This is a genomic window from Bacillus sp. L_1B0_5 (genome assembly GCF_000836715.1).
GTDB classification, from domain to species: domain Bacteria; phylum Bacillota; class Bacilli; order Bacillales; family Bacillaceae_G; genus Bacillus_A; species Bacillus_A thuringiensis_S.
Genome location: NZ_JXIS01000053.1, coordinates 1 through 21,621, shown reverse-complemented (window position 1 = coordinate 21,621; position 21,621 = coordinate 1). Strand labels below are relative to the sequence as shown.

Below are 21,621 nucleotides of genomic sequence, written 5' to 3'. Positions count from 1 at the left end.
ATTCTATGTGCAAAGAAAAAGTTTTGTTAAACCTTCATAATATTAACAAGGGATTATAATTAGTTCTCTATTTGATTTTGTAATAACGTCATAACCATCTTTGGTGATGACAATATCATCTTCGATTCTACAACCGCCCCAGTTCGGTATGTAAATGCCCGGCTCAACTGTAACAACCATACCTTCTTGTAAAGTTGCCTTGCTTTCTTGGGATAGGCGAAGTGGTTCATGTATTTCTAACCCAAGACCGTGCCCGGTAGAGTGGCCAAAGTATTGACCGTATCCATGTTCTGTAATGTAATCTCTCGTTATATCATCGATACTTTTCGCAGTTTCTCCAGGCTTAATTGCTTCAGTTCCACGCTTTAACGCTTCACGTACAACATTATATATTTTTTGGAATTTTTCCGATGGTTCCCCGATTGCTACGGTACGTGTTATATCGGAACAATATCCGTCGTAAAGTGCACCGAAGTCTAATGTAACGATATCGCCTCGTTCGATTATTTTATTTGATGCAACTCCATGGGGAAGTGAAGAACGAACGCCTGAGGCTACAATGATTTGGAATGAAGAAGATGTAGCCCCTTTTTTTCGCATGAAAAATTCTAACTCATCTCGAACGTCAGTCTCGCTTATTCCAGGCTTTAGAAATGTAACAATATGGTGAAATGCTTCGTCAGCGATCGTAGCTGCGATTTTCATTGTTTCTATTTCAGATGTGTCTTTAATAAGTCGAATATCTTCAATGATCTCACACACTGGAACCATTTCTGTATGTATATATTTTTGTAGTTTCTTAAATTGTTGCAAAGTCATATTATTGTCTTCTATACCAAGTTTTTGAATGTTTAATTTTGATACTTGATTTGCAACTTCTTCTTCTAAATTTCCTTTATGCATAATAATTTCTGCTGCTTTTATTTCCGTTTTTGCTTGATCTACGTAACGGAAATCAGTAATGAAAATAGCTTTATGCGCAGCGATTAAGACAACGCCTGCGCTACCTGTAAAGTTTGTTGCGTATTGACGGTTTTCTTTTTTTGTAATAAGTAACCCGTCGATTCCGTAATTATGTAGTTGTTTTTGGATGTTAGTTATTCTTACATTCATTTTAATTCCTCCTTTTTACATTAATAAAGCAAGAATTGTGCCAGTATATTTATTTAGAATAAAAGAGAAGAGGGTAGCTGTGTGTCAAAAAAACTAGACGAATGTAAAATAAATATATATAAAATTTTTACAGTAAGTTTTTATGTGACTGAACAATAATATAAACTCGCAAACGAAAACCTTTTTAATTTAAATATTATGTTTTTTATATAAACAAATTAAGTTAATTGGTATAATAAGGGATTGTTACGTTTTTTATAGGTAAAGAGATGTAACGAAAAAAATTGGGTTAAGGAATGTGAGTGTATGAAGAAATTAAGTAAAGTAATGTCATTTTGTTTGGCCGCTAGTATGCTTGTTATAACGGGGTGTGAAACAAGTGAACACAAAGTTCAAGTAAATGAAACGATTGAACAGCTTGATGAAGCGCCAGAAGTGACAGAAAAAGAAGCGAAAAAGATTGTAAGAAAGAGTGTAGATGGAATAGCAAATGCGTTTAGTGAGATGGAAAAAGCAAATGGATGGAGCCGAAATAATCCTGGGGATTTAGAGACAGCTAAAAAAGGAGTTAAGGGATTAGTTTCAGAAAAGTTTGTAGAGAATCAGCTTCCTGAATTGCTTGCTAACTTTAATAGATCGAGAGAGACTGATATGTTACCATTCCCGAATTATTTTCAAACTGAAATAAGATTTTCTTCTTCACAAGATAAAGAAAATTTAACGGTACATACATTAAGTTTAGAAGATGAAATAGGTCATGCGGCCCAAGATTGGGAATTTCATTTGATGTATAAAGAAGGGGAATGGTTAATGGATAAATGGTCATTCGTTTTTCCTGAAGATTTAAAACTTACAAAAGAAGAAGCGAATAGAATTTTAAAAATGCCAGACGATAAGAATGTGTCATTTGTAAGTGAAGAAAATAGTGGCGATAAGAAATACATATTCAAAGATAGTAACGGATTAATTACTGTAAATGCGAAAACATCTCTTATTTCATACAATGTAGATAAAAATAGGTATGAAAAGGTAACGAAAGAAAGAAATATTCAAGAAACAGAACAAGTACAGAGAAAGGATTCGAGTGCGTATACAGGCTCAAAAGAAGAGAAACAATCACAAAAAGAATCTTCTTCAAAGATAGATAGAGCAAATGTTTTAAGTGAATTAGCTGCTATAGATAAACAAGAAAAACATACGAATGCTATGTCAACCAATGATATAGTAAATGAAATAGAAGGAAATTATGAACTGTGGGATAATAAACTAAATGAAATTTACAGTACATTAAAAAGTACGATGTCACCTGATGCGTTCCAGTCGTTAAAAACGAAACAAATTGCGTGGGTTAAAGAAAAAGAAAGTAAAGTTAAAGCAATTGGTACTGATACAAATAACGGAACGATGAGGCGTATAGAAGCTTCAGAAGAGAAATACAAGATGACAAAAGCAAGATGTTATGAATTAGTAAATGGGTATATGAACTAGTGTGAACGAATATAAAAAATGCGTTGCTTATAAGCAACGCATTTTTGTATTTACGCTTTTAATTTCATTACAATATCAGCATCTGGTGTTACATATACGGTTTGCTGATTGTCGTACGTAACAAAACCAAGTTTTGCACCACTCGGTTTTTTGACATGGCGTATTTTCGTGAAATCAACAGGTACAGAGCTAGACTCTTTCGCTTTACTGTAATAGGCAGCAATTTTGGCGGCTTCTAGTAAAGTTTCTTCAGCAGGCTCTAAAGAACGAATGACAACGTGAGAGCCAGGTATGTCTTTCGTATGTAACCAAATTTCATCACGGCGGGCAAACTTCGTTGTTAAATAATCATTTTGTTTATTGTTTTTACCAACGAAAATCTCTGTGCCATCACTTGCTAAATATTTATCTAATACTGGTTTAGTAGGCTTTTTCTTTGCGTTTTTCGTTTTACGATTGCGCACATAACCTTCTTCAGCTAATTCCTCACGAATTTCTTCAATATCTTTTGAAGAAGCAGCTTCCATTTGTTGAAGTAAGCTATCAAAATAAAGAATTTCTTCATTTGTTTTTTCGATTTGTTCTTCTACAACAACAACTGAATTTTTTGCTTTTTGATACTTTTGGAAATAGCGTTGTGCATTGTCAGATGGTGTTTTTAATGGATCTAATGTAATCTTTACAGTTCCGCCATTTTCGTCGTAATAGTTAACGACTTCAATATCTTTATCCCCTTTTTTCACAGCGTACATATTAGCTGTAAGTAGCTCTCCAAATAGTTGATATTTATCTGCTTTTCCAGCATCTTGCAGTGTTTTTTCGAGTTTAATGAGTTTTTTCTCGTTTTTATTTTTTTCATTTTGCATAAAGCGTTCTAAATCATGAGCTTGTTGTTTTACACGATCGCGCTCTGCTTTTCCGAAAAAGAAACGATCTAGCAATTCACTAACAGATGAGAACGTCTTATCTTCTCCTTGCAAGTGTGCAAGAGGAAAAAGATAAAAGAATTCTTTCCCATTTGAAGTAGTCATTGCTGGTGAATATGTATGAGTTAATAATGGTTTTTGTATGGAGAAAAATGCATCCGCTAATGCTTTTTCATTTACCATACCAGCTTTTTTTACTACTTCTTTTGCGAATAACGGGGATATTCCCGTAAAGGTGCCGACAAGCTGTTTATCCATGTTTCCAGATAGAAAGTCTAGTGGTCTAATAAATTCATCATTTGTTTCAATCTGAAGTGGGTTAATTTTATGTTGTGCTGGTGGTGCAATATATTCAGCTCCAGCGTATACAGTACGATGGCGGTTTACCGCTAAAGATATGTGTTTTAAGCTATCTAAAATAACGTTTGTTTTCGTATCTACTAAGATAATGTTACTATGTCGGCCCATTATTTCGATTACTAATGTTTTTAATGATTCGTCTCCAATTTCATTCCGACTGCGAACTGTAATTTGAATAATACGTTCTAAGTCAATTTGTTCAATTTTTTCAATAAACCCACCTTCTAAATGTTTACGAAGAAGCATACAAAACATTGGCGGTATTGCTGGTGAATCGTAGTTTTGATTCGTTAAGTGCAGACGCGCATATGTAGGGTGAGACGAAAGAATTAGTTTTTGGTTCTTTCCGTTTGCTCGAATATGTAATAAAATCTCATACTTTGAAGGTTGATATATTTTGGAAATTCTTCCTGTGTAAAGAGAATTTGCAATTTCATGTGTAATTGCTCTTGTAAATAATCCATCGAATGCCATAAATGAACACTCCTTTCTAACTAAAAGTTAATTATAGCATTTTTTTGGACGAGGCTGAATAAGCTTTCAATAGAGTATGTCTGGAATCAGGAGGTCGATGGCAGGATGAACTGGTATGGAATGCGGGCACATGAAGTGGAAGAAAGAACGAATACGAATGTAAAGGTTGGACTTACAGAGAAAGAAGCAGAAGGGCGAGTAAAGAAATTTGGTACTAATGAATTAGAAGAAGCAAAAAGGCCTTCTGCACTAATGGTATTTTTAGCACAGTTTAAAGATTTCATGGTACTCGTTTTGTTTGGAGCAACAATTGTTTCTGCGTTTTTAGGTGAATACATTGATTCTATTGCTATTGTTGCCATTGTTATTATCAATGGTATTCTCGGCTTTTTTCAAGAAAGAAAAGCTGAAAAATCATTGGAAGCTTTAAAGGAACTAGCCGCTCCGCAAGTTACTGTAATGCGGAATGGAAAGTGGGTAAAAGCACCATCTAAAGCACTTGTTTTAGGTGATATTATTAAGTTTTCCAGTGGTGATCGTATTGGGGCTGATGTGCGTCTTGTTGAAGCATCAAGTTTATATATTGAAGAGTCTGCTTTGACAGGGGAGTCCGTACCTGTACAAAAAAAGGTCGAAGCATTGCAAGGGCAAGATGTTGCAATTGGTGATCAAAAAAATATGGCTTTTATGGGGACAATGATTACGCGAGGATCTGGTACAGGAGTCGTTGTAGCAACTGGTATGAATACAGCGATGGGGCAAATTGCAAATATGTTGCAAAATGCAGAGCAAATGGAAACACCACTGCAAAGAAGGTTAGAACAGCTCGGAAAAATATTAATTATTGTGGCTCTTATTTTGACAGCACTCGTTGTATTGGCTGGTGTGTATCAAGGGAATGAAGTATATCATATGTTTTTAGCTGGCGTATCGCTAGCTGTTGCGGCTATTCCAGAAGGATTGCCAGCAATTGTTACAGTAGCTTTATCACTTGGTGTACAGCGTATGATAAAGAAGAGAGCAATTGTACGAAAGTTACCAGCCGTAGAAACGTTAGGTTGTGCTTCCGTTATATGTTCTGATAAAACGGGAACAATGACGCAAAACAAAATGATGGTAACACATATGTGGTCAGGCGGAGAATTGTGGAAAGTGACAGGGCAAGGATATGAACCTAATGGCTCTTTTATGAAAGGTGAAAAAGAAGTGAATCCAGCTAAGACAAAAGCACTTTATCAGCTACTTACATTTGGTTCACTATGTAACAATGCGAATATTATTCAAAAGAAAAAGGCGTATGTATTAGATGGAGATCCAACAGAGGGAGCGCTTGTAGCTGCAGCAATGAAAGCTGGGATAACACGTGAGGCATTGAAAGGGAAATTTGAAGTTATTCGTGAATTTCCATTTGATTCAACTCGAAAAATGATGAGTGTTATTGTACGAGATCGAGAGGGGAAAAAGTTTATTGTTACGAAGGGAGCACCGGATGTTCTTTTACAAATGAGTCAAACGATTTTATGGGGGGATAAGCAACAGCCGTTAAGTGAGCTATATAGAAAAGAAGTACAGGCGGCTATTCATAGCTTAGGTAGTCAAGCGCTTCGAACAATTGCAGTAGCGTTTAAACCTTTAAAAATAACGGATTCTATTGAACATGAAAGAGACGTTGAAAAAGGTTTTATGTTGGTTGGGATACAAGGTATGATTGACCCACCAAGACCAGAAGTGGCGCAGGCGGTAAAAGAGTGTAAAGAAGCTGGTATTCGAACAGTAATGATTACAGGTGATCATAAAGTGACAGCAATGGCGATTGCTGAACAATTAGGAGTTTTGCCACCAGATGGACGCGTTGTTGAAGGAGTAGAACTCGCGAATATGGATGTGGAGGAATTAGAAAATGTTGTAGAAGATACGTATGTATTCGCTCGTGTATCACCTGAACATAAATTAAAAATTGTTAAGGCACTGCAAAATCAAGGGCATATAGTAGCGATGACAGGTGATGGAGTGAACGATGCTCCAGCTATAAAAACAGCGGATATTGGGATAGCGATGGGGATTACAGGGACAGATGTTGCAAAAGAAGCCTCTTCACTTGTTTTACTAGACGATAATTTTGCTACAATTAAGTCAGCGATTAAAGAAGGAAGAAATATATACGAGAACATACGTAAGTTCATCCGATATTTATTAGCATCAAATGTTGGAGAAATTTTAGTTATGTTATTTGCGATGTTACTTGCATTACCACTGCCGATGGTTCCTATTCAAATTTTATGGGTGAACTTAGTTACTGATGGTTTACCAGCGATGGCATTAGGTTTGGATAAGGCTGAAGGAGATGTGATGAAGAGAACGCCGCGCCACCCGAAAGAAGGGGTGTTCGCTAGAGGGCTTGCGTGGAAAATAATAAGTCGAGGTTTTTTAATTGGGGCAGTGACGTTAGTAGCGTTTATTATTGCGTATAACCAACATCCAAATGAACTGAAATATGCACAAACTTTAGCGTTCGCGACGTTGGTACTTGCTCAGCTTATTCATGTATTTGATTGTCGTAGTGAGCATTCTGTCTTTCATCGTAATCCATTTGGGAACGTGTATTTAGTAGGAGCGGTTATCATTTCATTACTACTCATGCTAGTGGTGATATATTATCCACCGTTACAACCGATTTTTAGCACAATGCCGATACAAGTAAGAGATTGGTTATTAATTGGAGGTTTGTCATCAATTCCGACTTTTTTACTAGTAGGTTCTTTATTAACAGGGAAAAAGGCGAAAAAGAAAAAGCCAATGTTATATAAGAAGGGATTAAACTTGAAATAGTCAATGTTATGAAAATGTGATATAATTTACAGAAGGTAGTAGAGCCTTGTCTCTATTACCTTTTTCATTGAGTTATTTTATGGCTTGGATGTGATAAAAATGATTTCTAGTATGACAGGGTTTGGAAGATCGAAAGTAGAAAGTGATACTTTTCAAATTACAGTAGAAATGAAATCGGTGAACCACCGTTTTTTAGAGATGAGTATTCGACTTCCTAAGCAAATGATGGTATTTGAGGACAAAATTCGTAAAATAATTGCACAGCAAGTTCGACGTGGACGCATTGAAGTGTCTATTAGTATAGCAGGTGAAGGACTTGTTGAAAGAAAATTAAGTGTGAATTGGTCACTTCTTGAGCAGTACCAATCGATGATGGAAGATATAAAAGGAAAGTTTCAATTACAAGATTCTATTACACTCGAGCAATTAATGGCAATGCCAGAAGTAACAGCAATTGAAGAAATAGAAAATGTAAATGAACATTTTGAGAACAGTTTATATGAGGCTGTTCGTCAAGCTGCTCATATGTTGAAAACGATGAGAGATGGCGAAGGAGAACGATTACATAAAGATATAGCGTATCGTTTACAAGAGATTAGCAATTGTGTAAATGCAATTATTCCACATGCACCAATTGTTACACAAAAATATCGTGAACGATTAGAAAATCGCTTAAAAGAATTACATAATCAAGAGTTAGATGAACAAAGATTGCTAACAGAAGTCGCAATCTTTGCAGAGCGTTGTGATATTCATGAAGAGTTAGTTCGTTTGCAAAGTCATTTAGAGCAATTTCGTGAAACATTGCAGATTGAAGAGCCTGTTGGAAGGAAAATGGATTTCATCGTGCAAGAGATGCATAGAGAAATTAATACGATTGGTTCTAAGGCAAATGACTTAACAATTTCAAAATATGTTGTAGAAATGAAAAATAACCTTGAAAAAATTCGTGAACAAGTACAAAATATTGAGTAGCTTTCAAAAAAATATATAAAGTTATACGTGGTGGAGAAATCGGATAGACTTACTAGGAGGCGCAAACTATGGCCATGCGGTTTTTAAATATTGGATACGGAAATATTGTATCTGCTCATCGAATTATTGCTATTGTAAGTCCGGAGTCAGCTCCTATTAAACGAACAGTACAGGAAGCACGCGAACATAATGCTTTGCTTGATGCTACGTATGGGAGAAAAACAAGGGCGGTTATTGTTATGGATGATGGGCATGTTGTATTAAGTCCAATTCAACCAGAGACGATTGCACATCGTTTGAATAATAAAGAAGATTTAAGTGAGGAAGGGTAGGTTTTACATATTTATGAGAAGTAGAAGAGGATTGCTCATCGTTCTTTCAGGGCCTTCTGGGGTTGGAAAAGGAACGGTTCGTAAAGAGCTGTTTAGCCATGAGGATACACGTTTTCAGTACTCTATTTCAGTAACGACACGTAAGCCGCGTGAAGGTGAAGTAGATGGTGTGGATTATTTCTTTAAAGAAAGAGAAGAATTCGAGGAAATGATTCGTAATGAAAGATTACTTGAGTGGGCTGAGTTCGTAGGTAATTATTACGGAACACCGATTGACTATGTTGAAAAAACATTACAAGAAGGAAAAGATGTATTCTTAGAAATTGAAGTGCAAGGAGCAATTCAAGTTAAGAAAGCTTTCCCAGAAGGTGTATTTATTTTCTTAGCACCTCCAAGTTTATCTGAACTAAAGAGCCGTATTGTCGGACGTGGTACAGAGACTGAAGATGTTATTGAAAATCGTTTAACTGTAGCGAAAGAAGAAATCGAGATGATGGACGCTTACGACTATGTAGTAGAAAACGATCAAGTTGAATTAGCTTGTGATAGAATTAAAGCAATTGTGGTTGGCGAACATTGCCGCCGCGAAAGGGTAGCAAAATATTATAAAGAAATGACGGAGGGTCTATAATTATGTTAAATCCATCAATTGACTCATTACTACAAAAAATCGATTCTAAGTACACATTAGTAACAGTGGCTGCAAAACGCGCACGTGAAATGCAACTTGCTAATAACTGTGTTGTAGAGCAACCTGTTTCTCATAAATGTGTAGGTAAAGCATTAGAAGAAATCGATGCAGAAGCATTAAGCTACGTACCAAGTGAAGATAAAGTAGCTGAATAAGCCTTTGCCTTCGACAAAATAAAACATAGACTTTATAATTTTCTATGTAACGGTAACAACCTATTTACAAGTAGGTTGTTATTTTTTTACGAAAGGAATGAAATATTGGTACTGACGAGCTGGGAATTCTATTTCAGTATTATAAGTTTGAAAAAGAAAGAGGACGAGTCATATGCTAAAAGGGAAAAAGATACTTCTATGTGTAACAGGAGGCATTGCAGTTTTTAAAGCAGCTGCGTTAACGAGTAAATTGACACAATCTGGCGCGATTGTAAAAGTAATGATGAGTGAGTCGGCAATGAAGTTTGTTACGCCTCTTACATTCCAAGCGCTTTCTCGCCATGATGTATATACGGATACGTTTGATGAGAAAGACTCGGCTGTTATTGCTCATATTGATTTAGCAGATTGGGCGGATGTTGTACTTGTCGCACCTGCTACTGCCAATTGTATTGGAAAGTTAGCTGGTGGTATTGCAGATGATATGATTACAACTACTCTGTTAGCTACTACAGCCCCGGTATGGATTGCGCCTGCTATGAATGTGCATATGTATGAAAATAAAATTGTTCAAAAAAATATGATGACATTGAAAACGCTAGGATATACATTTATTGAGCCTGGGGAAGGCTTTTTAGCATGTGGATATGTAGCGAAGGGACGACTAGAAGAACCTGAAGCAATTATTGCACGGTTAGAGGAAGCTTTCTCAGAACACAAACCATTGCAGGGAAAAAGAATATTAATAACTGCTGGCCCAACACGTGAAAAAGTTGATCCAGTTCGTTTTATGACGAATTTTTCTTCTGGAAAAATGGGGTATGCGATTGCAGAAGTGGCGGCGAATTTAGGCGCTGATGTTATACTCGTTTCAGGACCGACAGCATTAAATCCACCGTTACATGTAACGACAGTGCAAGTGGAATCTGCACAAGATATGTTAGAAGCAGTTCTTCAACATTATCAAAACGTAGACGTTGTCATTAAAACAGCAGCAGTTGCAGATTATCGTCCGAAATATGTTCATGATAATAAAATGAAAAAGCAAAATGGTGATGCTGTCATTGAACTCGAAAGAACGGTGGATATTTTAAAAACGTTAGGTCAGAAAAAGGATAAACAGTTACTTATCGGTTTTGCTGCTGAAACGACAAATGTAGAGGAATATGCAACGAAAAAACTACGTGAGAAAAATGCAGATATGATTGTCGCGAATGATGTAAAAGCGCAAGGAGCTGGATTTGGCACGGATACGAATATTGTAACAATGTATAGAAAAGATGGAAAAGTTATTGAGTTACCACTTTTATTGAAAAAAGAGGTAGCTAGTGAAATATTAAAGCAAATTGAAATGATGTTAGAAGATGATCGTTTATGAAATTTGCAAGTGTAATTGTTGATGTACCTGCCCGTCAGACAGATCGACCATTTGATTACATTATCCCTGAAAAATGGGAAGATATTGTACAGACAGGAATGCGTGTAGTAGTTCCGTTTGGGCCAAGGAAATTGCAAGGTTTTATTATTGGGATTAAAGATTCGGTGGATGTAGAAAGTAAGAAGTTAAAGACAATCCATGAAATATTAGATGTAACACCGGTTTTAAATGATGAATTATTAAAGCTTGGATATTGGCTTACAAGTGAAACGTTATGCTACATGATTTCAGCTTTTCAAGTGATGCTTCCAACTGCGATAAAAGCAACGTATAAAAAACGTCTACAAATTTGTAAGCAGGAAGAAATAGTACCTGAAATACTATATTTATTTCAGGATAAAGAAGCAATTGATTTTGAAGTAATCGAGCAGCAGCCACATTTATACCGGACTATTCAACAAGAAATTAAAAATGGTACGGTTGAAGTCGTTTATCAAGTGAAAGATAAAGTACAAAAGAAGAAGCAAAGAGTTGTTCAGCCGGAGTTGCCAGAAGATAAATTGGAATTAGCAGCATTTGAACTGAAAAGTAAAAAACAACAAGATGTACTTTATTATTTTGTGGAAAATTATAAAAGTGTACCGTTGAAAATAATTACAGAAGAGTTACAAATAACAGATGCTCCAATAAAAGCACTTGTTAAAAAGGGCTTCATTTCAGAAAAGTATGTGGAAGTATACCGAAATCCGTATGACGATGATGATTTTGAACAAACGAAACCATTTCCACTTACGGAGGAACAAAAACAAGTTATTACACCGATTTTATCATCAATTACAAATGAAACTTATAATCCATTTTTACTATATGGTGTTACAGGAAGTGGAAAGACAGAAGTATATTTACAATCTATAGCAGCAGTGCTCGAGAAAGGAAAAGAAGCTATCGTTCTTGTTCCTGAAATTGCACTAACGCCCCAAATGGTGGATCGTTTTAAAGGTAGGTTTGGTTCGCAAGTTGCAGTTCTTCATAGTGCGTTGTCTGTTGGAGAAAAGTATGACGAGTGGCGTAAGATTTTAAGAAAAGAAGTGAAAGTTGTAGTTGGTGCGCGTTCAGCCGTTTTTGCGCCTTTTGAGAATTTAGGGATTATCATTATTGATGAAGAGCATGAATCAAGTTACAAACAAGAAGATAATCCGAGGTATCATGCAAGAGATGTAGCTGTCTGGAGAGGGCAATATCATAAATGTCCTATCGTTCTTGGTAGTGCGACACCAACACTTGAATCGTTTGCAAGGGCGAAAAAAGGTGTTTATGAACTACTAACAATGGAAAAACGTATGAATGAACAAGCTTTACCAACAGTAGAGATTGTTGACATGCGAGAAGAACTTCGTGACGGGAATCGATCAATGTTTTCTAAGGCGCTGCATGAAAAAATAGCAGATCGATTAGAAAAGAAAGAACAGATGGTACTCTTTTTAAATAGAAGAGGTCATTCTACATTTGTTATGTGCCGTGATTGTGGGTATGTTGTACAATGTCCGCATTGTGATATTTCATTGACATATCATAAAATGAATCATCGTTTAAAATGTCATTATTGTAGTCACGAAGAAAATATGCCAACTGAGTGTCCAGCTTGTCAAAGTACATACATTCGTTTCTTTGGTACAGGTACACAAAAGGTAGAAGAAGAAATTACAAAACTATTTCCAGAGGCGCGAGTCATTCGAATGGATGTAGATACGACAAGTAGAAAAGGAATGCATGAAAAATTATTAAAGGCGTTTGGGGAAGAAAAAGCAGATATATTACTTGGAACACAAATGATTGCTAAAGGATTAGATTTTCCGAAAGTAACGCTTGTTGGGGTTTTAACTGCGGATACGATGCTTCACTTACCTGATTTTCGGGCAAGTGAAAAGACATATCAGTTATTGACGCAAGTAAGTGGACGAGCGGGTAGACATGAATTGCCAGGGGAAGTTGTGATTCAAACGTATACGCCAGAACATTACAGTATAGAGTTAGCGAAGAACCAACAATATGATGTGTTTTTTGACCAAGAAATGCAAATGAGACGAACAAGACAATATCCCCCATATTACTATGTTGTACTCGTAACCGTATCTCATCCAGAATTATTAAAAGCGGTGCAAGTGACGGAAAAAATTGCCTCGTATTTACGAACGCATTGCTCACAGCAAACAATGGTGTTAGGACCAGTTGCTTCAGCAATTCCAAGGATAAAAGATAGATATCGTTATCAATGCATGATAAAATACAAATGGGAACCAAACTTAAAGAACGTGCTCAAAATGGTAAATGAACATTATCAAGCAGAAATGCAAAAAGAGCTACAAATCTCAATTGATTTTAATCCAACAATGTTAATGTAGCGGAGGGAAATATGGCAGTTTTAGAAATAATAAAGCATCCAAATGAAGTGTTAGAAACACCATGCGAAAGAGTAATTAACTTTGATAAAAAGTTAGTGAAATTGTTGAAAGATATGCATGAAACAATGTTAATTGCGGACGGAGTCGGTTTAGCTGCGCCTCAAGTAGGTGTAAGCTTGCAAGTAGCGGTTGTTGATGTCGATGATGATACTGGGAAAATCGAGTTAATCAATCCATCAATATTAGAAAAACGTGGTGAACAAGTAGGTCCCGAAGGCTGTTTAAGCTTCCCGGGACTTTATGGTGAAGTAGAACGTGCCGATTATATTAAAGTAAGAGCGCAAAATCGCCGTGGGAAAGTATTTTTATTGGAAGCGGAAGGATTTTTAGCGCGTGCAATTCAACATGAAATCGATCATTTACACGGTGTTTTATTTACATCGAAAGTGACAAGATATTATGAAGAAAACGAACTAGAATAGGTGTTAAAAGGAGCGGTTTTTAAATGATAAAAGTAGTGTTTATGGGAACACCGGACTTTTCAGTGCCGGTGCTTCGTCGTCTTATTGAAGATGGCTATGAGGTAGTAGGTGTTGTGACGCAACCTGATCGTCCAGTAGGTAGAAAAAAAGTATTAACACCTACACCTGTTAAAGTTGAAGCGGAAAAACATGGTATCCCTGTGTTACAACCGTTAAAAATTCGTGAAAAAGATGAATATGAAAAAGTATTGGCATTAGAGCCAGATTTAATTGTAACAGCTGCATTTGGTCAGATTGTACCAAATGAAATTTTAGAAGCACCAAAGTATGGATGTATTAATGTCCACGCTTCTTTACTTCCTGAACTTCGTGGTGGTGCACCAATTCATTATGCAATTATGGAAGGTAAAGAAAAAACTGGTATTACAATTATGTATATGGTAGAAAAATTGGATGCTGGTGATATCTTAACGCAAGTGGAAGTGGAAATTGAAGAGCGTGAAACGACAGGCTTATTATTTGATAAATTAAGTGAAGCAGGAGCACACCTTCTATCTAAAACAGTACCTTTATTAATTCAAGGTAAGCTAGAACCGATTAAGCAAAATGAAGAAGAAGTAACGTTTGCGTACAATATAAAACGTGAGCAAGAGAAAATTGATTGGACAAAAACAGGTGAAGAAGTATACAATCACATTCGCGGATTGAATCCATGGCCAGTTGCTTATACAACTTTAGCAGGACAAGTTGTTAAAGTATGGTGGGGAGAAAAAGTGCCTGTAACTGAACCGGCTGAAGCAGGTACGATTGTTGCAATCGAAGAAGATGGTTTTGTTGTAGCAACTAGTAATGAAACAGGTGTTAAAATTACTGAATTGCAACCTTCTGGTAAAAAGCGTATGAGTTGTTCACAATTTTTACGTGGAACAAAACCTGAAATTGGAACGAAGTTAGGAGAAAATGCATGAGACAAAATGTTCGTGAATTAGCTCTTGATGGTTTAATTCAAGTGGAAAAAAGTGGTGCATATAGCAACTTACTTTTAAATAATCTAATTGAAAAAAGTGCAATTGATCGAAAAGATATTGGTTTATTAACTGAAATTGTATATGGAACGATTCAACGTCGTGACACATTAGATTATTATTTACAGCCTTTTTTAAAAAAGAAGGTTGAGGCGTGGGTAAGAGTATTGCTTCGTTTATCTTTATATCAAATGATTTATTTAGACCGAGTGCCAGAAAGAGCGGCTATTCATGAAGCGGTTGAGATTGCAAAGCGTCGCGGGCATAAAGGAATTGCTGGTATGGTGAACGGTGTATTACGTTCGATTCAGAGAGAAGGTGTACCTTCTGTAGATGAAATCAAGGATCCAGTAGAACGTCTTGCAATTGCGACGAGTCATCCAGTTTGGCTTGTACAAGAGTGGACTTCTGCATTTGGCTTAGAAACTGCAGAGAAAATGTGCGAAGTAAACATGTTACCACCTGTACCAACAGCACGTGTGAATGTTGATAAGATAACGGTAGAAGAAGCGATTGAGTTGTTGGCAAGTGAAGGTATAGAAGCAAAACGTGGTGACTTGTCAGATGATGCAATTCAGATTGAAAGAGGAAATGTAGCGCATACAGAAGCGTTTAAAAAAGGATTTCTTTCTATTCAAGATGAAAGTTCTATGCTTGTAGCACGCGCTTTAGAACCAAATGAGGGAGAGACAGTTCTTGATAGTTGTGCGGCTCCTGGTGGTAAAACTACGCATATAGCAGAGCGTTTAAAGGGAACTGGTAAAGTAATGTCCCTTGATTTACATGCACACAAAGTACGTTTAATTAAACAGCAAGCAGAGCGACTTGGTTTAGAAAATGTCGAAACAAAAGCGCTAGATGCTAGAAAAGTGCAAGAGCACTTTGCAAATGAAACGTTTGATAAAATATTGGTAGATGCACCGTGTTCTGGGTTTGGTGTAATTAGACGCAAGCCTGATATTAAGTTAGGAAAAGATAAAGGCGATAGTGAAAGATTATCGACGATTCAACTTGCGATACTAGAAAAAATAGCACCATTATTAAAACAAGGCGGTCGTCTTGTTTATAGTACGTGCACAATTGAGAAAATAGAAAATGAACAAGTAATAGATAAATTTTTAAAAGAACATCCTGAATTTGAATGGGATACTACGATAAAAGAACGTATGCCAGAAAAATTAAGTCCGTATATTAATGAAGGTCAAGTACAAATTTTACCGCATTATTTTGCAACGGATGGCTTTTATATTGCTTGTTTAAGGAAGAAGGTGTAGCATCATGGAAACAACTGTAAGAAAACAAAAGAAAAATGTAGAAACGAAGAAACCATCAATTTACTCTTTACAACTTCATGAAATGCAAGATTGGTTAAAGGAACAAGGAGAACCGAAGTTCCGCGCTGGACAAATTTTTGACTGGCTATATAAAAAACGTGTAAAAAATTATGAGGATATGTCAAACCTTTCTAAAGGATTGCGTGATAAATTGTCGAATTCCTTTGATATTACTACTTTAAACACGTTAGTAAAACAAACGTCTTCGGATGGAACGATTAAATTCTTATTCCAACTATATGACGGATATTCTATTGAAACGGTATTAATGCGACATGAATATGGAAATTCCATTTGTGTAACAACGCAAGTTGGTTGTCGTATTGGATGTACGTTCTGTGCTTCGACACTTGGTGGACTAAAACGAAACCTAGAAGCTGGAGAAATCGTAGCGCAAGTAGTAGAAGTTCAGCGTGCGCTTGATGAAACAGAAGAACGTGTAAGTTCTCTTGTTGTTATGGGAATTGGAGAACCATTTGATAACTACGATAATTTAATGGGATTCTTACGCATCACTAACCATGAAAAAGGACTTCATATTGGTGCTAGACATATGACTGTTTCGACGAGTGGAATTATCCCGAAAATTTATAAGTTTGCTGAAGAAGAACTACAAATTAATTTTGCGATTTCATTGCATGCTCCAAACTCAGAATTACGTTCAAAATTAATGCCGATTAACCGTGCTTATAAATTACCGGATTTAATGGAAGCTATTAAATACTATGTAAATAGAACAGGGCGCCGTATTACTTTTGAATATGGATTATTTGGAGGAGAAAATGACCAAGTTGAGCACGCTGAAGAGCTTGCTGCGCTCTTAAAAGGTGTAAAATGTCATGTAAACTTAATCCCGGTAAACTACGTACCTGAACGTGATTATGTACGTACACCACGTGAGCAAATTTTCTTGTTCGAGAAAACGTTAAAAGATCGTGGAGTGAATGTAACGATTCGCCGTGAACAAGGTCATGATATTGACGCAGCCTGCGGTCAGTTGCGTGCGAAGGAGCGCAAAGAAGAGACGAGGTGACGAGATGAAAGCCGTATTTCTATCGGATAAAGGAAAAGTTCGTCAACATAATGAAGATAGTGCAGGAGTTTTTCACAATTTAGATGGAAATGTTTTAGCGGTAGTAGCAGATGGAATGGGAGGTCATCGAGCTGGTGATGTAGCTAGCTCGATGGCTATTCAATTATTCCATGATTATTGGAAGCAAACGCATAATATGAATGAACCGAAAAAAGTAGAACAATGGTTACATACTAGTGTTGGGATTATTAATGAGCGTATATATGAATACGCTCAGCAAAATGTAGAATGTAATGGTATGGGAACAACGCTTATAATAGCTGTTTGTACACCAAGTTTTGTGACAATAGGGCATATAGGAGATAGTCGTTGCTATATGGTATCAGAAGGAGAAATGACGCTTGTAACGGAAGATCATTCGCTTGTAAATGAGCTTGTGAGACATGGTGAAATTTCAAAGGAAGATGCAGAGTATCATCCGAAAAAGAATGTTTTATTAAGAGCATTAGGAACAGAAGAAAAAGTTGGATTGGATGTTAAAACGTTGGTGCTTGAGGAAGATGATCAGTTGCTTCTTTGCTCTGATGGGTTATCAAACAAAGTTTCTATTGATGATATGCAACAAATTTTACAGTTAAATGAACAGCTTGAAGGTAAAGGGCAGCGTCTCATTCAATTGGCGAATGATCGCGGTGGAGAAGATAATATCACACTTGTTCTTATTGATTATGCGGGTTCGACAAACGAAAGTAGGTGAAGTGCAACGTGCTGATTGGAAAACGCTTAAATGACCGTTATAAGCTGCTGAAAATGATTGGTGGTGGCGGAATGGCCAATGTATATTTAGCTCATGATGATATACTTGGCCGAGATGTAGCGGTAAAAATATTAAGACTCGACTATTCAAATAACGAAGAGTTTATTAAACGTTTCCATCGAGAAGCGCAGTCTGTTACAACGTTGTCGCATCCAAATATTGTGAATATGTATGATGTCGGAGAAGAAGATGGTATATATTATCTTGTCATGGAATATGTACCTGGGCAAACATTGAAGCAATACATAATTGAGCGAGGTATGTTACCTATAGGAGAAGCTCTTGATATTATGGAGCAGTTAACCTCCGCCATGGCACACGCCCATCATTTTGAAATTGTGCATCGTGATATAAAGCCGCACAATATTTTAATTCGAGCTGATGGAATAATAAAAGTAACAGATTTTGGAATTGCGACAGCTACAAGTGCAACAACAATTACACATACAAATTCAGTACTCGGTTCAGTCCATTATTTATCACCAGAACAGGCACGCGGCGGGATAGCAAATAAACAATCGGATATTTATTCTCTTGGAATAGTTATGTTTGAATTGTTAACAGGAAGACAACCGTTTTCTGGCGAGTCTGCTGTTGCTATAGCTTTAAAACATTTACAAAGTGAAATCCCATCACCAAAAAGATGGAATGAAAATATTCCGCAAAGTGTTGAAAATATTATATTAAAGGCAACTGCAAAAGATCCGTTCCATCGATATCAATCTGCCAATGCGATGAAGCGAGATATTGAAACTGCGCTATATCCAGAGAGGATAAATGAGCAACCATTTTACATACCGGAAGATATGGAAGCGACGAAAGCGATTCCAATTATTCAACAAGAACAATTATTTGCAAATGTAAGTGATGAAACGATTGTTTTAAAAGGGAGTAAGGTGGAGGAACCAATAAGAGCAGAAGCAGCTGAGTTAGATAAGAAGAAAAAACGGAGTAACAAGTGGCTTAAAGTTTTAATTTCAACATTTTTATTTTTAGCAATAGGAATAACATTAGCGCTTACGGTTATTCCAGGATTATTTATTCCGAAAGATGTGAAAGTTCCTGATGTGGCTGGTATGAAATACACGACAGCTGTGAATACATTAGTAGAAAAGGGCTTTGAGGTGACGGAGCCTAATATTGTATATACAGATGATGTTGAGGTTGGGAATGTAATAAAAACAGATCCTGTAGCAGGAAGAGTCGTAAAAGAAAACGCTAAAATTACTATCTATCAATCAGGTGGAAAAAAGAAAAGTAAGATGAAGAATTTCACAGGACAAAACTTTGAGAGTGTAAAAACTGAGTTAGAAGAAAAATATAAACAAGTTACAGTAAATTATATTGAAAATGATAAGCCGAAAGGTGAAATTGTAGAGCAAATCCCGACACCTGATCAAATGGTTATAGAAGCGGAGCAAGAACTGAAAATCTGGGTAAGTAAAGGCCCTTATCAAATTAGACCAGGTGATTTTTCGGGGTGGACCGAAAATAGTGTAACTGGTTATTTGAATGAGAGAAAACTAACTTCGGATATAAAACGAGAGTATTCAGATACAGTTGAAAAAGGACTTGTAATTTCGCAATTTCCAAAGCCAGGTACGCCGTTAAAAGAGGGAGATAAAGTAACTATTATTATCTCTGATGGTCCAAAGCCTAAAGTGACTAAAACGGTAAAAGTGGACAATATTTCTGTCCCATATGAGCCTGCTGTAACAGGTGAGAAAAAGCCGCAAACAATAGAAATTTATAAAGAAGATATGCAGCAAAAAATGGATAGACCGGTTGAAACGAGAACGATTACTGAATCAGCGACTATTTCTTTAGAATTTGTAATTCAAGAAGGTTCAAAGGGACACTATAAAATTGTACGAGATGGAGTAACCATTATTGACAAAGAAGTACCATATCCAACTCAATAATAGTGAAAGTCTACTTATTATTATTATTATTGCCTGTTATGCTGTCTACAAAGTGGACGGTATAGCAGGCAATAATATATGATTCAAAAAGCTAGTAAAGTGATGCAGCTGTAGATGTTTTTTACATTTAATGAAAAAAATTAATGTATATTAGCGAAAGTATATATGGTAGATTTTGAAATCGTTATTTGGAAAATTAAAATCCATTCATTTTTAAATTCAGCATCACCTTATACAAAAAAGGAGAATTCTATGCCAGAAGGAAAAATTATAAAAGCTTTAAGTGGGTTTTATTACGTGCAGCATGAAGAAGGGGTTACGCAATGTCGTGGGCGAGGTGTATTTAGAAAAAATAAAATTACACCACTTGTAGGAGACCAAGTTGTTTTTCAGGCGGATAATCCAACTGAAGGTTATGTGCTTGAGGTGTTTGATCGGAAAAATGAACTTGTTAGACCTCCTATTGCTAATGTTGATCAAGCGATCCTCGTGTTCTCTGCAGTAGAACCAGATTTTAATCCTGGACTGTTAGATAGATTTTTAGTGCTGATTGAATATCATAACATTAAGCCGATTATTTGTATTAGCAAGATGGATTTAGTGGATGAAAAGATGAAAGCAACTGTTGAAGCTTATGCGAACGATTATCGTGAGATGGGTTATGATGTGTTATTTACTTCTATCAATACGTCAGAAAGTATTGATATATTAAAACCATACTTAGAAAATTGTGTTTCTGTCGTTGCGGGTCAATCAGGTGTTGGGAAATCTTCAATGCTTAATGTGCTACGTCCAGAATTAGAACTGAAAACAAATGATATTTCCTCCCATTTAGGACGCGGGAAGCATACGACAAGGCACGTAGAATTAATTGCAATTGGGAGTGGACTAGTTGCAGATACACCTGGCTTTAGTTCGTTAGATTTCATAGATATAGAAGTAGAAGATCTTACATATTGTTTTCCAGAGTTGAAAGAAGCGAGTCAATACTGTAAATTTAGAGGGTGTACACATCTTTCTGAACCGAAATGTGCTGTGAAAGCTGCGGTTGAAGAAGGGAAGATTACAGAATATCGCTATAAGAACTATAAACAATTCGTGGAAGAAATTAGAGAGAGAAAGCCGAGGTATTAGTTATGATTAAAATTGCACCATCGATTTTATCAGCAGATTTTTCAAAATTAGGGGAAGAGATTAAAGATGTAGAAAAGGGCGGAGCGGATTACATTCACGTTGACGTAATGGATGGACATTTCGTACCAAATATTACGATTGGACCGTTAATTGTAGAAGCTATTCGTCCGATTACATCATTACCATTAGATGTACATTTAATGATTGAAAATCCTGATAACTATATCCCAACTTTCGCACAAGCGGGAGCGGATATTATTACTGTTCATGTAGAGGCGTGTCCGCATCTACATCGTACAATTCAGTTAATTAAATCTCATGGTATTAAAGCGGGCGTTGTATTAAATCCGCATACGCCAGTTTCAGTGATTGAGCATGTATTAGAAGATATAGATATGGTATTACTTATGACAGTAAACCCTGGATTTGGTGGACAGAAGTTTATCCATTCTGTATTACCGAAAATTAAACAAGTTGCAGACATGGTGAAAGAGCGTAATCTAGAAGTAGAAATTGAAGTTGATGGTGGTGTGAATGCTGAAACAGCAAGACTTTGTGTGGAAGCAGGAGCAAATGTACTTGTAGCTGGGTCAGCAGTATACAATCAAAAAGACCGCGGTGAAGCAATTCGCGTAATTCGTGGGTAGTGATGAACTAACGGGCAGTAAGCCCCCCACCTTAAAATTCAGCGGAAGCTAATAAGTTAGGTGGGGATCAGGCTGCCCATAAAAGCCCGATTGGTTCAACTAAT

18 protein-coding genes are annotated in these 21,621 nt (G+C 36.5%); 16 read left to right on the top strand and 2 right to left on the bottom strand.

The features are described from left to right. Positions 1-42: 42 nt before the first annotated feature. The gene (locus tag RT27_RS19055) at positions 43-1,113 is read right to left on the bottom strand and encodes a Xaa-Pro peptidase family protein (RefSeq protein WP_016080506.1); all 1,071 of its coding nucleotides are present in this window, start codon (positions 1,111-1,113) and stop codon (positions 43-45) included. A gap of 306 nt (positions 1,114-1,419) precedes the next feature. On the opposite strand from RT27_RS19055, the gene RT27_RS19050 reads away from it, so the two are divergent. Beyond that, positions 1,420-2,601, top strand: a complete 1,182-nt coding sequence (locus RT27_RS19050; RefSeq protein WP_043937043.1) for a lysozyme inhibitor LprI family protein — start codon at positions 1,420-1,422, stop codon at positions 2,599-2,601. Between the two features lie 50 nt (positions 2,602-2,651). Here the strand turns inward: RT27_RS19050 and RT27_RS19045 are convergent, their stop codons facing one another. Further along, the gene (locus RT27_RS19045) at positions 2,652-4,361 is read right to left on the bottom strand and encodes an NFACT RNA binding domain-containing protein (RefSeq protein WP_043937041.1); all 1,710 of its coding nucleotides are present in this window, start codon (positions 4,359-4,361) and stop codon (positions 2,652-2,654) included. 105 nt (positions 4,362-4,466) lie between these two features. Here RT27_RS19045 and RT27_RS19040 point away from each other — a divergent pair, with 105 nt between their 5' ends. From RT27_RS19040 to rpe, 15 genes are all read left to right on the top strand, one after another. Continuing rightward, positions 4,467-7,190 (top strand): calcium-translocating P-type ATPase, SERCA-type, encoded by a 2,724-nt coding sequence (locus RT27_RS19040; RefSeq protein ID WP_043937039.1) that lies wholly within the window; start codon positions 4,467-4,469, stop codon positions 7,188-7,190. A 99-nt stretch (positions 7,191-7,289) separates the two neighbouring features. Then, positions 7,290-8,165 (top strand): YicC/YloC family endoribonuclease, encoded by an 876-nt coding sequence (locus RT27_RS19035; RefSeq protein WP_016080510.1) that lies wholly within the window; start codon positions 7,290-7,292, stop codon positions 8,163-8,165. Between the two features lie 68 nt (positions 8,166-8,233). Continuing rightward, positions 8,234-8,497, top strand: coding sequence for a DUF370 domain-containing protein (locus RT27_RS19030; protein ID WP_001251456.1), 264 nt, complete (start codon positions 8,234-8,236; stop codon positions 8,495-8,497). A 13-nt stretch (positions 8,498-8,510) separates the two neighbouring features. Beyond that, positions 8,511-9,128, top strand: coding sequence for a guanylate kinase (gmk, locus tag RT27_RS19025; RefSeq protein WP_001257742.1), 618 nt, complete (start codon positions 8,511-8,513; stop codon positions 9,126-9,128). A gap of 2 nt (positions 9,129-9,130) precedes the next feature. Then, positions 9,131-9,343 (top strand): DNA-directed RNA polymerase subunit omega, encoded by a 213-nt coding sequence (gene rpoZ, locus RT27_RS19020; RefSeq protein ID WP_000933961.1) that lies wholly within the window; start codon positions 9,131-9,133, stop codon positions 9,341-9,343. Positions 9,344-9,515: 172 nt separating this feature from the next. Then, positions 9,516-10,721 (top strand): bifunctional phosphopantothenoylcysteine decarboxylase/phosphopantothenate--cysteine ligase CoaBC, encoded by a 1,206-nt coding sequence (coaBC, locus tag RT27_RS19015; protein WP_043937038.1) that lies wholly within the window; start codon positions 9,516-9,518, stop codon positions 10,719-10,721. Beyond that, complete coding sequence (gene priA / locus RT27_RS19010; RefSeq protein WP_043937036.1) at positions 10,718-13,123, top strand: primosomal protein N'; 2,406 nt, start codon at positions 10,718-10,720, stop codon at positions 13,121-13,123. The genes coaBC and priA overlap by 4 nt, the downstream gene beginning before the upstream one ends. A gap of 11 nt (positions 13,124-13,134) precedes the next feature. Further along, positions 13,135-13,605 (top strand): peptide deformylase, encoded by a 471-nt coding sequence (def, locus tag RT27_RS19005; RefSeq protein ID WP_000279455.1) that lies wholly within the window; start codon positions 13,135-13,137, stop codon positions 13,603-13,605. 23 nt (positions 13,606-13,628) lie between these two features. Then, the gene (gene fmt, locus RT27_RS19000) at positions 13,629-14,573 is read left to right on the top strand and encodes a methionyl-tRNA formyltransferase (protein ID WP_043937034.1); all 945 of its coding nucleotides are present in this window, start codon (positions 13,629-13,631) and stop codon (positions 14,571-14,573) included. Next, entirely contained in the window at positions 14,570-15,904 is a 1,335-nt protein-coding gene (rsmB, locus tag RT27_RS18995) for a 16S rRNA (cytosine(967)-C(5))-methyltransferase RsmB (protein WP_016080514.1), read from the top strand. Before fmt ends, rsmB begins: the two co-directional genes overlap by 4 nt. 4 nt (positions 15,905-15,908) lie before the next feature. Next, positions 15,909-16,997, top strand: a complete 1,089-nt coding sequence (gene rlmN / locus RT27_RS18990) for a 23S rRNA (adenine(2503)-C(2))-methyltransferase RlmN (protein ID WP_000450550.1) — start codon at positions 15,909-15,911, stop codon at positions 16,995-16,997. A 4-nt stretch (positions 16,998-17,001) separates the two neighbouring features. Continuing rightward, positions 17,002-17,754, top strand: coding sequence for a Stp1/IreP family PP2C-type Ser/Thr phosphatase (locus RT27_RS18985; protein ID WP_000648708.1), 753 nt, complete (start codon positions 17,002-17,004; stop codon positions 17,752-17,754). 8 nt (positions 17,755-17,762) lie between these two features. Then, on the top strand, positions 17,763-19,736 hold the full coding sequence (gene pknB / locus RT27_RS18980) for a Stk1 family PASTA domain-containing Ser/Thr kinase (protein ID WP_029443121.1): 1,974 nt from the start codon (positions 17,763-17,765) through the stop codon (positions 19,734-19,736). A 252-nt stretch (positions 19,737-19,988) separates the two neighbouring features. Further along, positions 19,989-20,870, top strand: coding sequence for a ribosome small subunit-dependent GTPase A (gene rsgA, locus RT27_RS18975; protein WP_001113932.1), 882 nt, complete (start codon positions 19,989-19,991; stop codon positions 20,868-20,870). 2 nt (positions 20,871-20,872) lie between these two features. After that, positions 20,873-21,517: a ribulose-phosphate 3-epimerase gene (rpe, locus tag RT27_RS18970; protein WP_000589974.1), complete on the top strand. Its 645-nt coding sequence runs from the start codon at positions 20,873-20,875 to the stop codon at positions 21,515-21,517. Positions 21,518-21,621 lie beyond the last annotated feature (104 nt).

Coding starts and splice junctions, on each gene's coding strand:
- rlmN (WP_000450550.1), top strand. CDS start 15,909: ATGGAAACAACTGTAAGAAAACAAAAGAAAAATGTAGAAACGAAGAAA.
- rsmB (WP_016080514.1), top strand. CDS start 14,570: ATGAGACAAAATGTTCGTGAATTAGCTCTTGATGGTTTAATTCAAGTG.
- rsgA (WP_001113932.1), top strand. CDS start 19,989: ATGCCAGAAGGAAAAATTATAAAAGCTTTAAGTGGGTTTTATTACGTG.
- RT27_RS18985 (WP_000648708.1), top strand. CDS start 17,002: ATGAAAGCCGTATTTCTATCGGATAAAGGAAAAGTTCGTCAACATAAT.
- RT27_RS19030 (WP_001251456.1), top strand. CDS start 8,234: ATGGCCATGCGGTTTTTAAATATTGGATACGGAAATATTGTATCTGCT.
- priA (WP_043937036.1), top strand. CDS start 10,718: ATGAAATTTGCAAGTGTAATTGTTGATGTACCTGCCCGTCAGACAGAT.
- RT27_RS19040 (WP_043937039.1), top strand. CDS start 4,467: ATGAACTGGTATGGAATGCGGGCACATGAAGTGGAAGAAAGAACGAAT.
- fmt (WP_043937034.1), top strand. CDS start 13,629: ATGATAAAAGTAGTGTTTATGGGAACACCGGACTTTTCAGTGCCGGTG.
- RT27_RS19050 (WP_043937043.1), top strand. CDS start 1,420: ATGAAGAAATTAAGTAAAGTAATGTCATTTTGTTTGGCCGCTAGTATG.
- coaBC (WP_043937038.1), top strand. CDS start 9,516: ATGCTAAAAGGGAAAAAGATACTTCTATGTGTAACAGGAGGCATTGCA.
- RT27_RS19055 (WP_016080506.1), bottom strand. CDS start 1,113: ATGAATGTAAGAATAACTAACATCCAAAAACAACTACATAATTACGGA.
- def (WP_000279455.1), top strand. CDS start 13,135: ATGGCAGTTTTAGAAATAATAAAGCATCCAAATGAAGTGTTAGAAACA.
- rpoZ (WP_000933961.1), top strand. CDS start 9,131: ATGTTAAATCCATCAATTGACTCATTACTACAAAAAATCGATTCTAAG.
- gmk (WP_001257742.1), top strand. CDS start 8,511: ATGAGAAGTAGAAGAGGATTGCTCATCGTTCTTTCAGGGCCTTCTGGG.
- rpe (WP_000589974.1), top strand. CDS start 20,873: ATGATTAAAATTGCACCATCGATTTTATCAGCAGATTTTTCAAAATTA.
- RT27_RS19045 (WP_043937041.1), bottom strand. CDS start 4,361: ATGGCATTCGATGGATTATTTACAAGAGCAATTACACATGAAATTGCA.
- RT27_RS19035 (WP_016080510.1), top strand. CDS start 7,290: ATGATTTCTAGTATGACAGGGTTTGGAAGATCGAAAGTAGAAAGTGAT.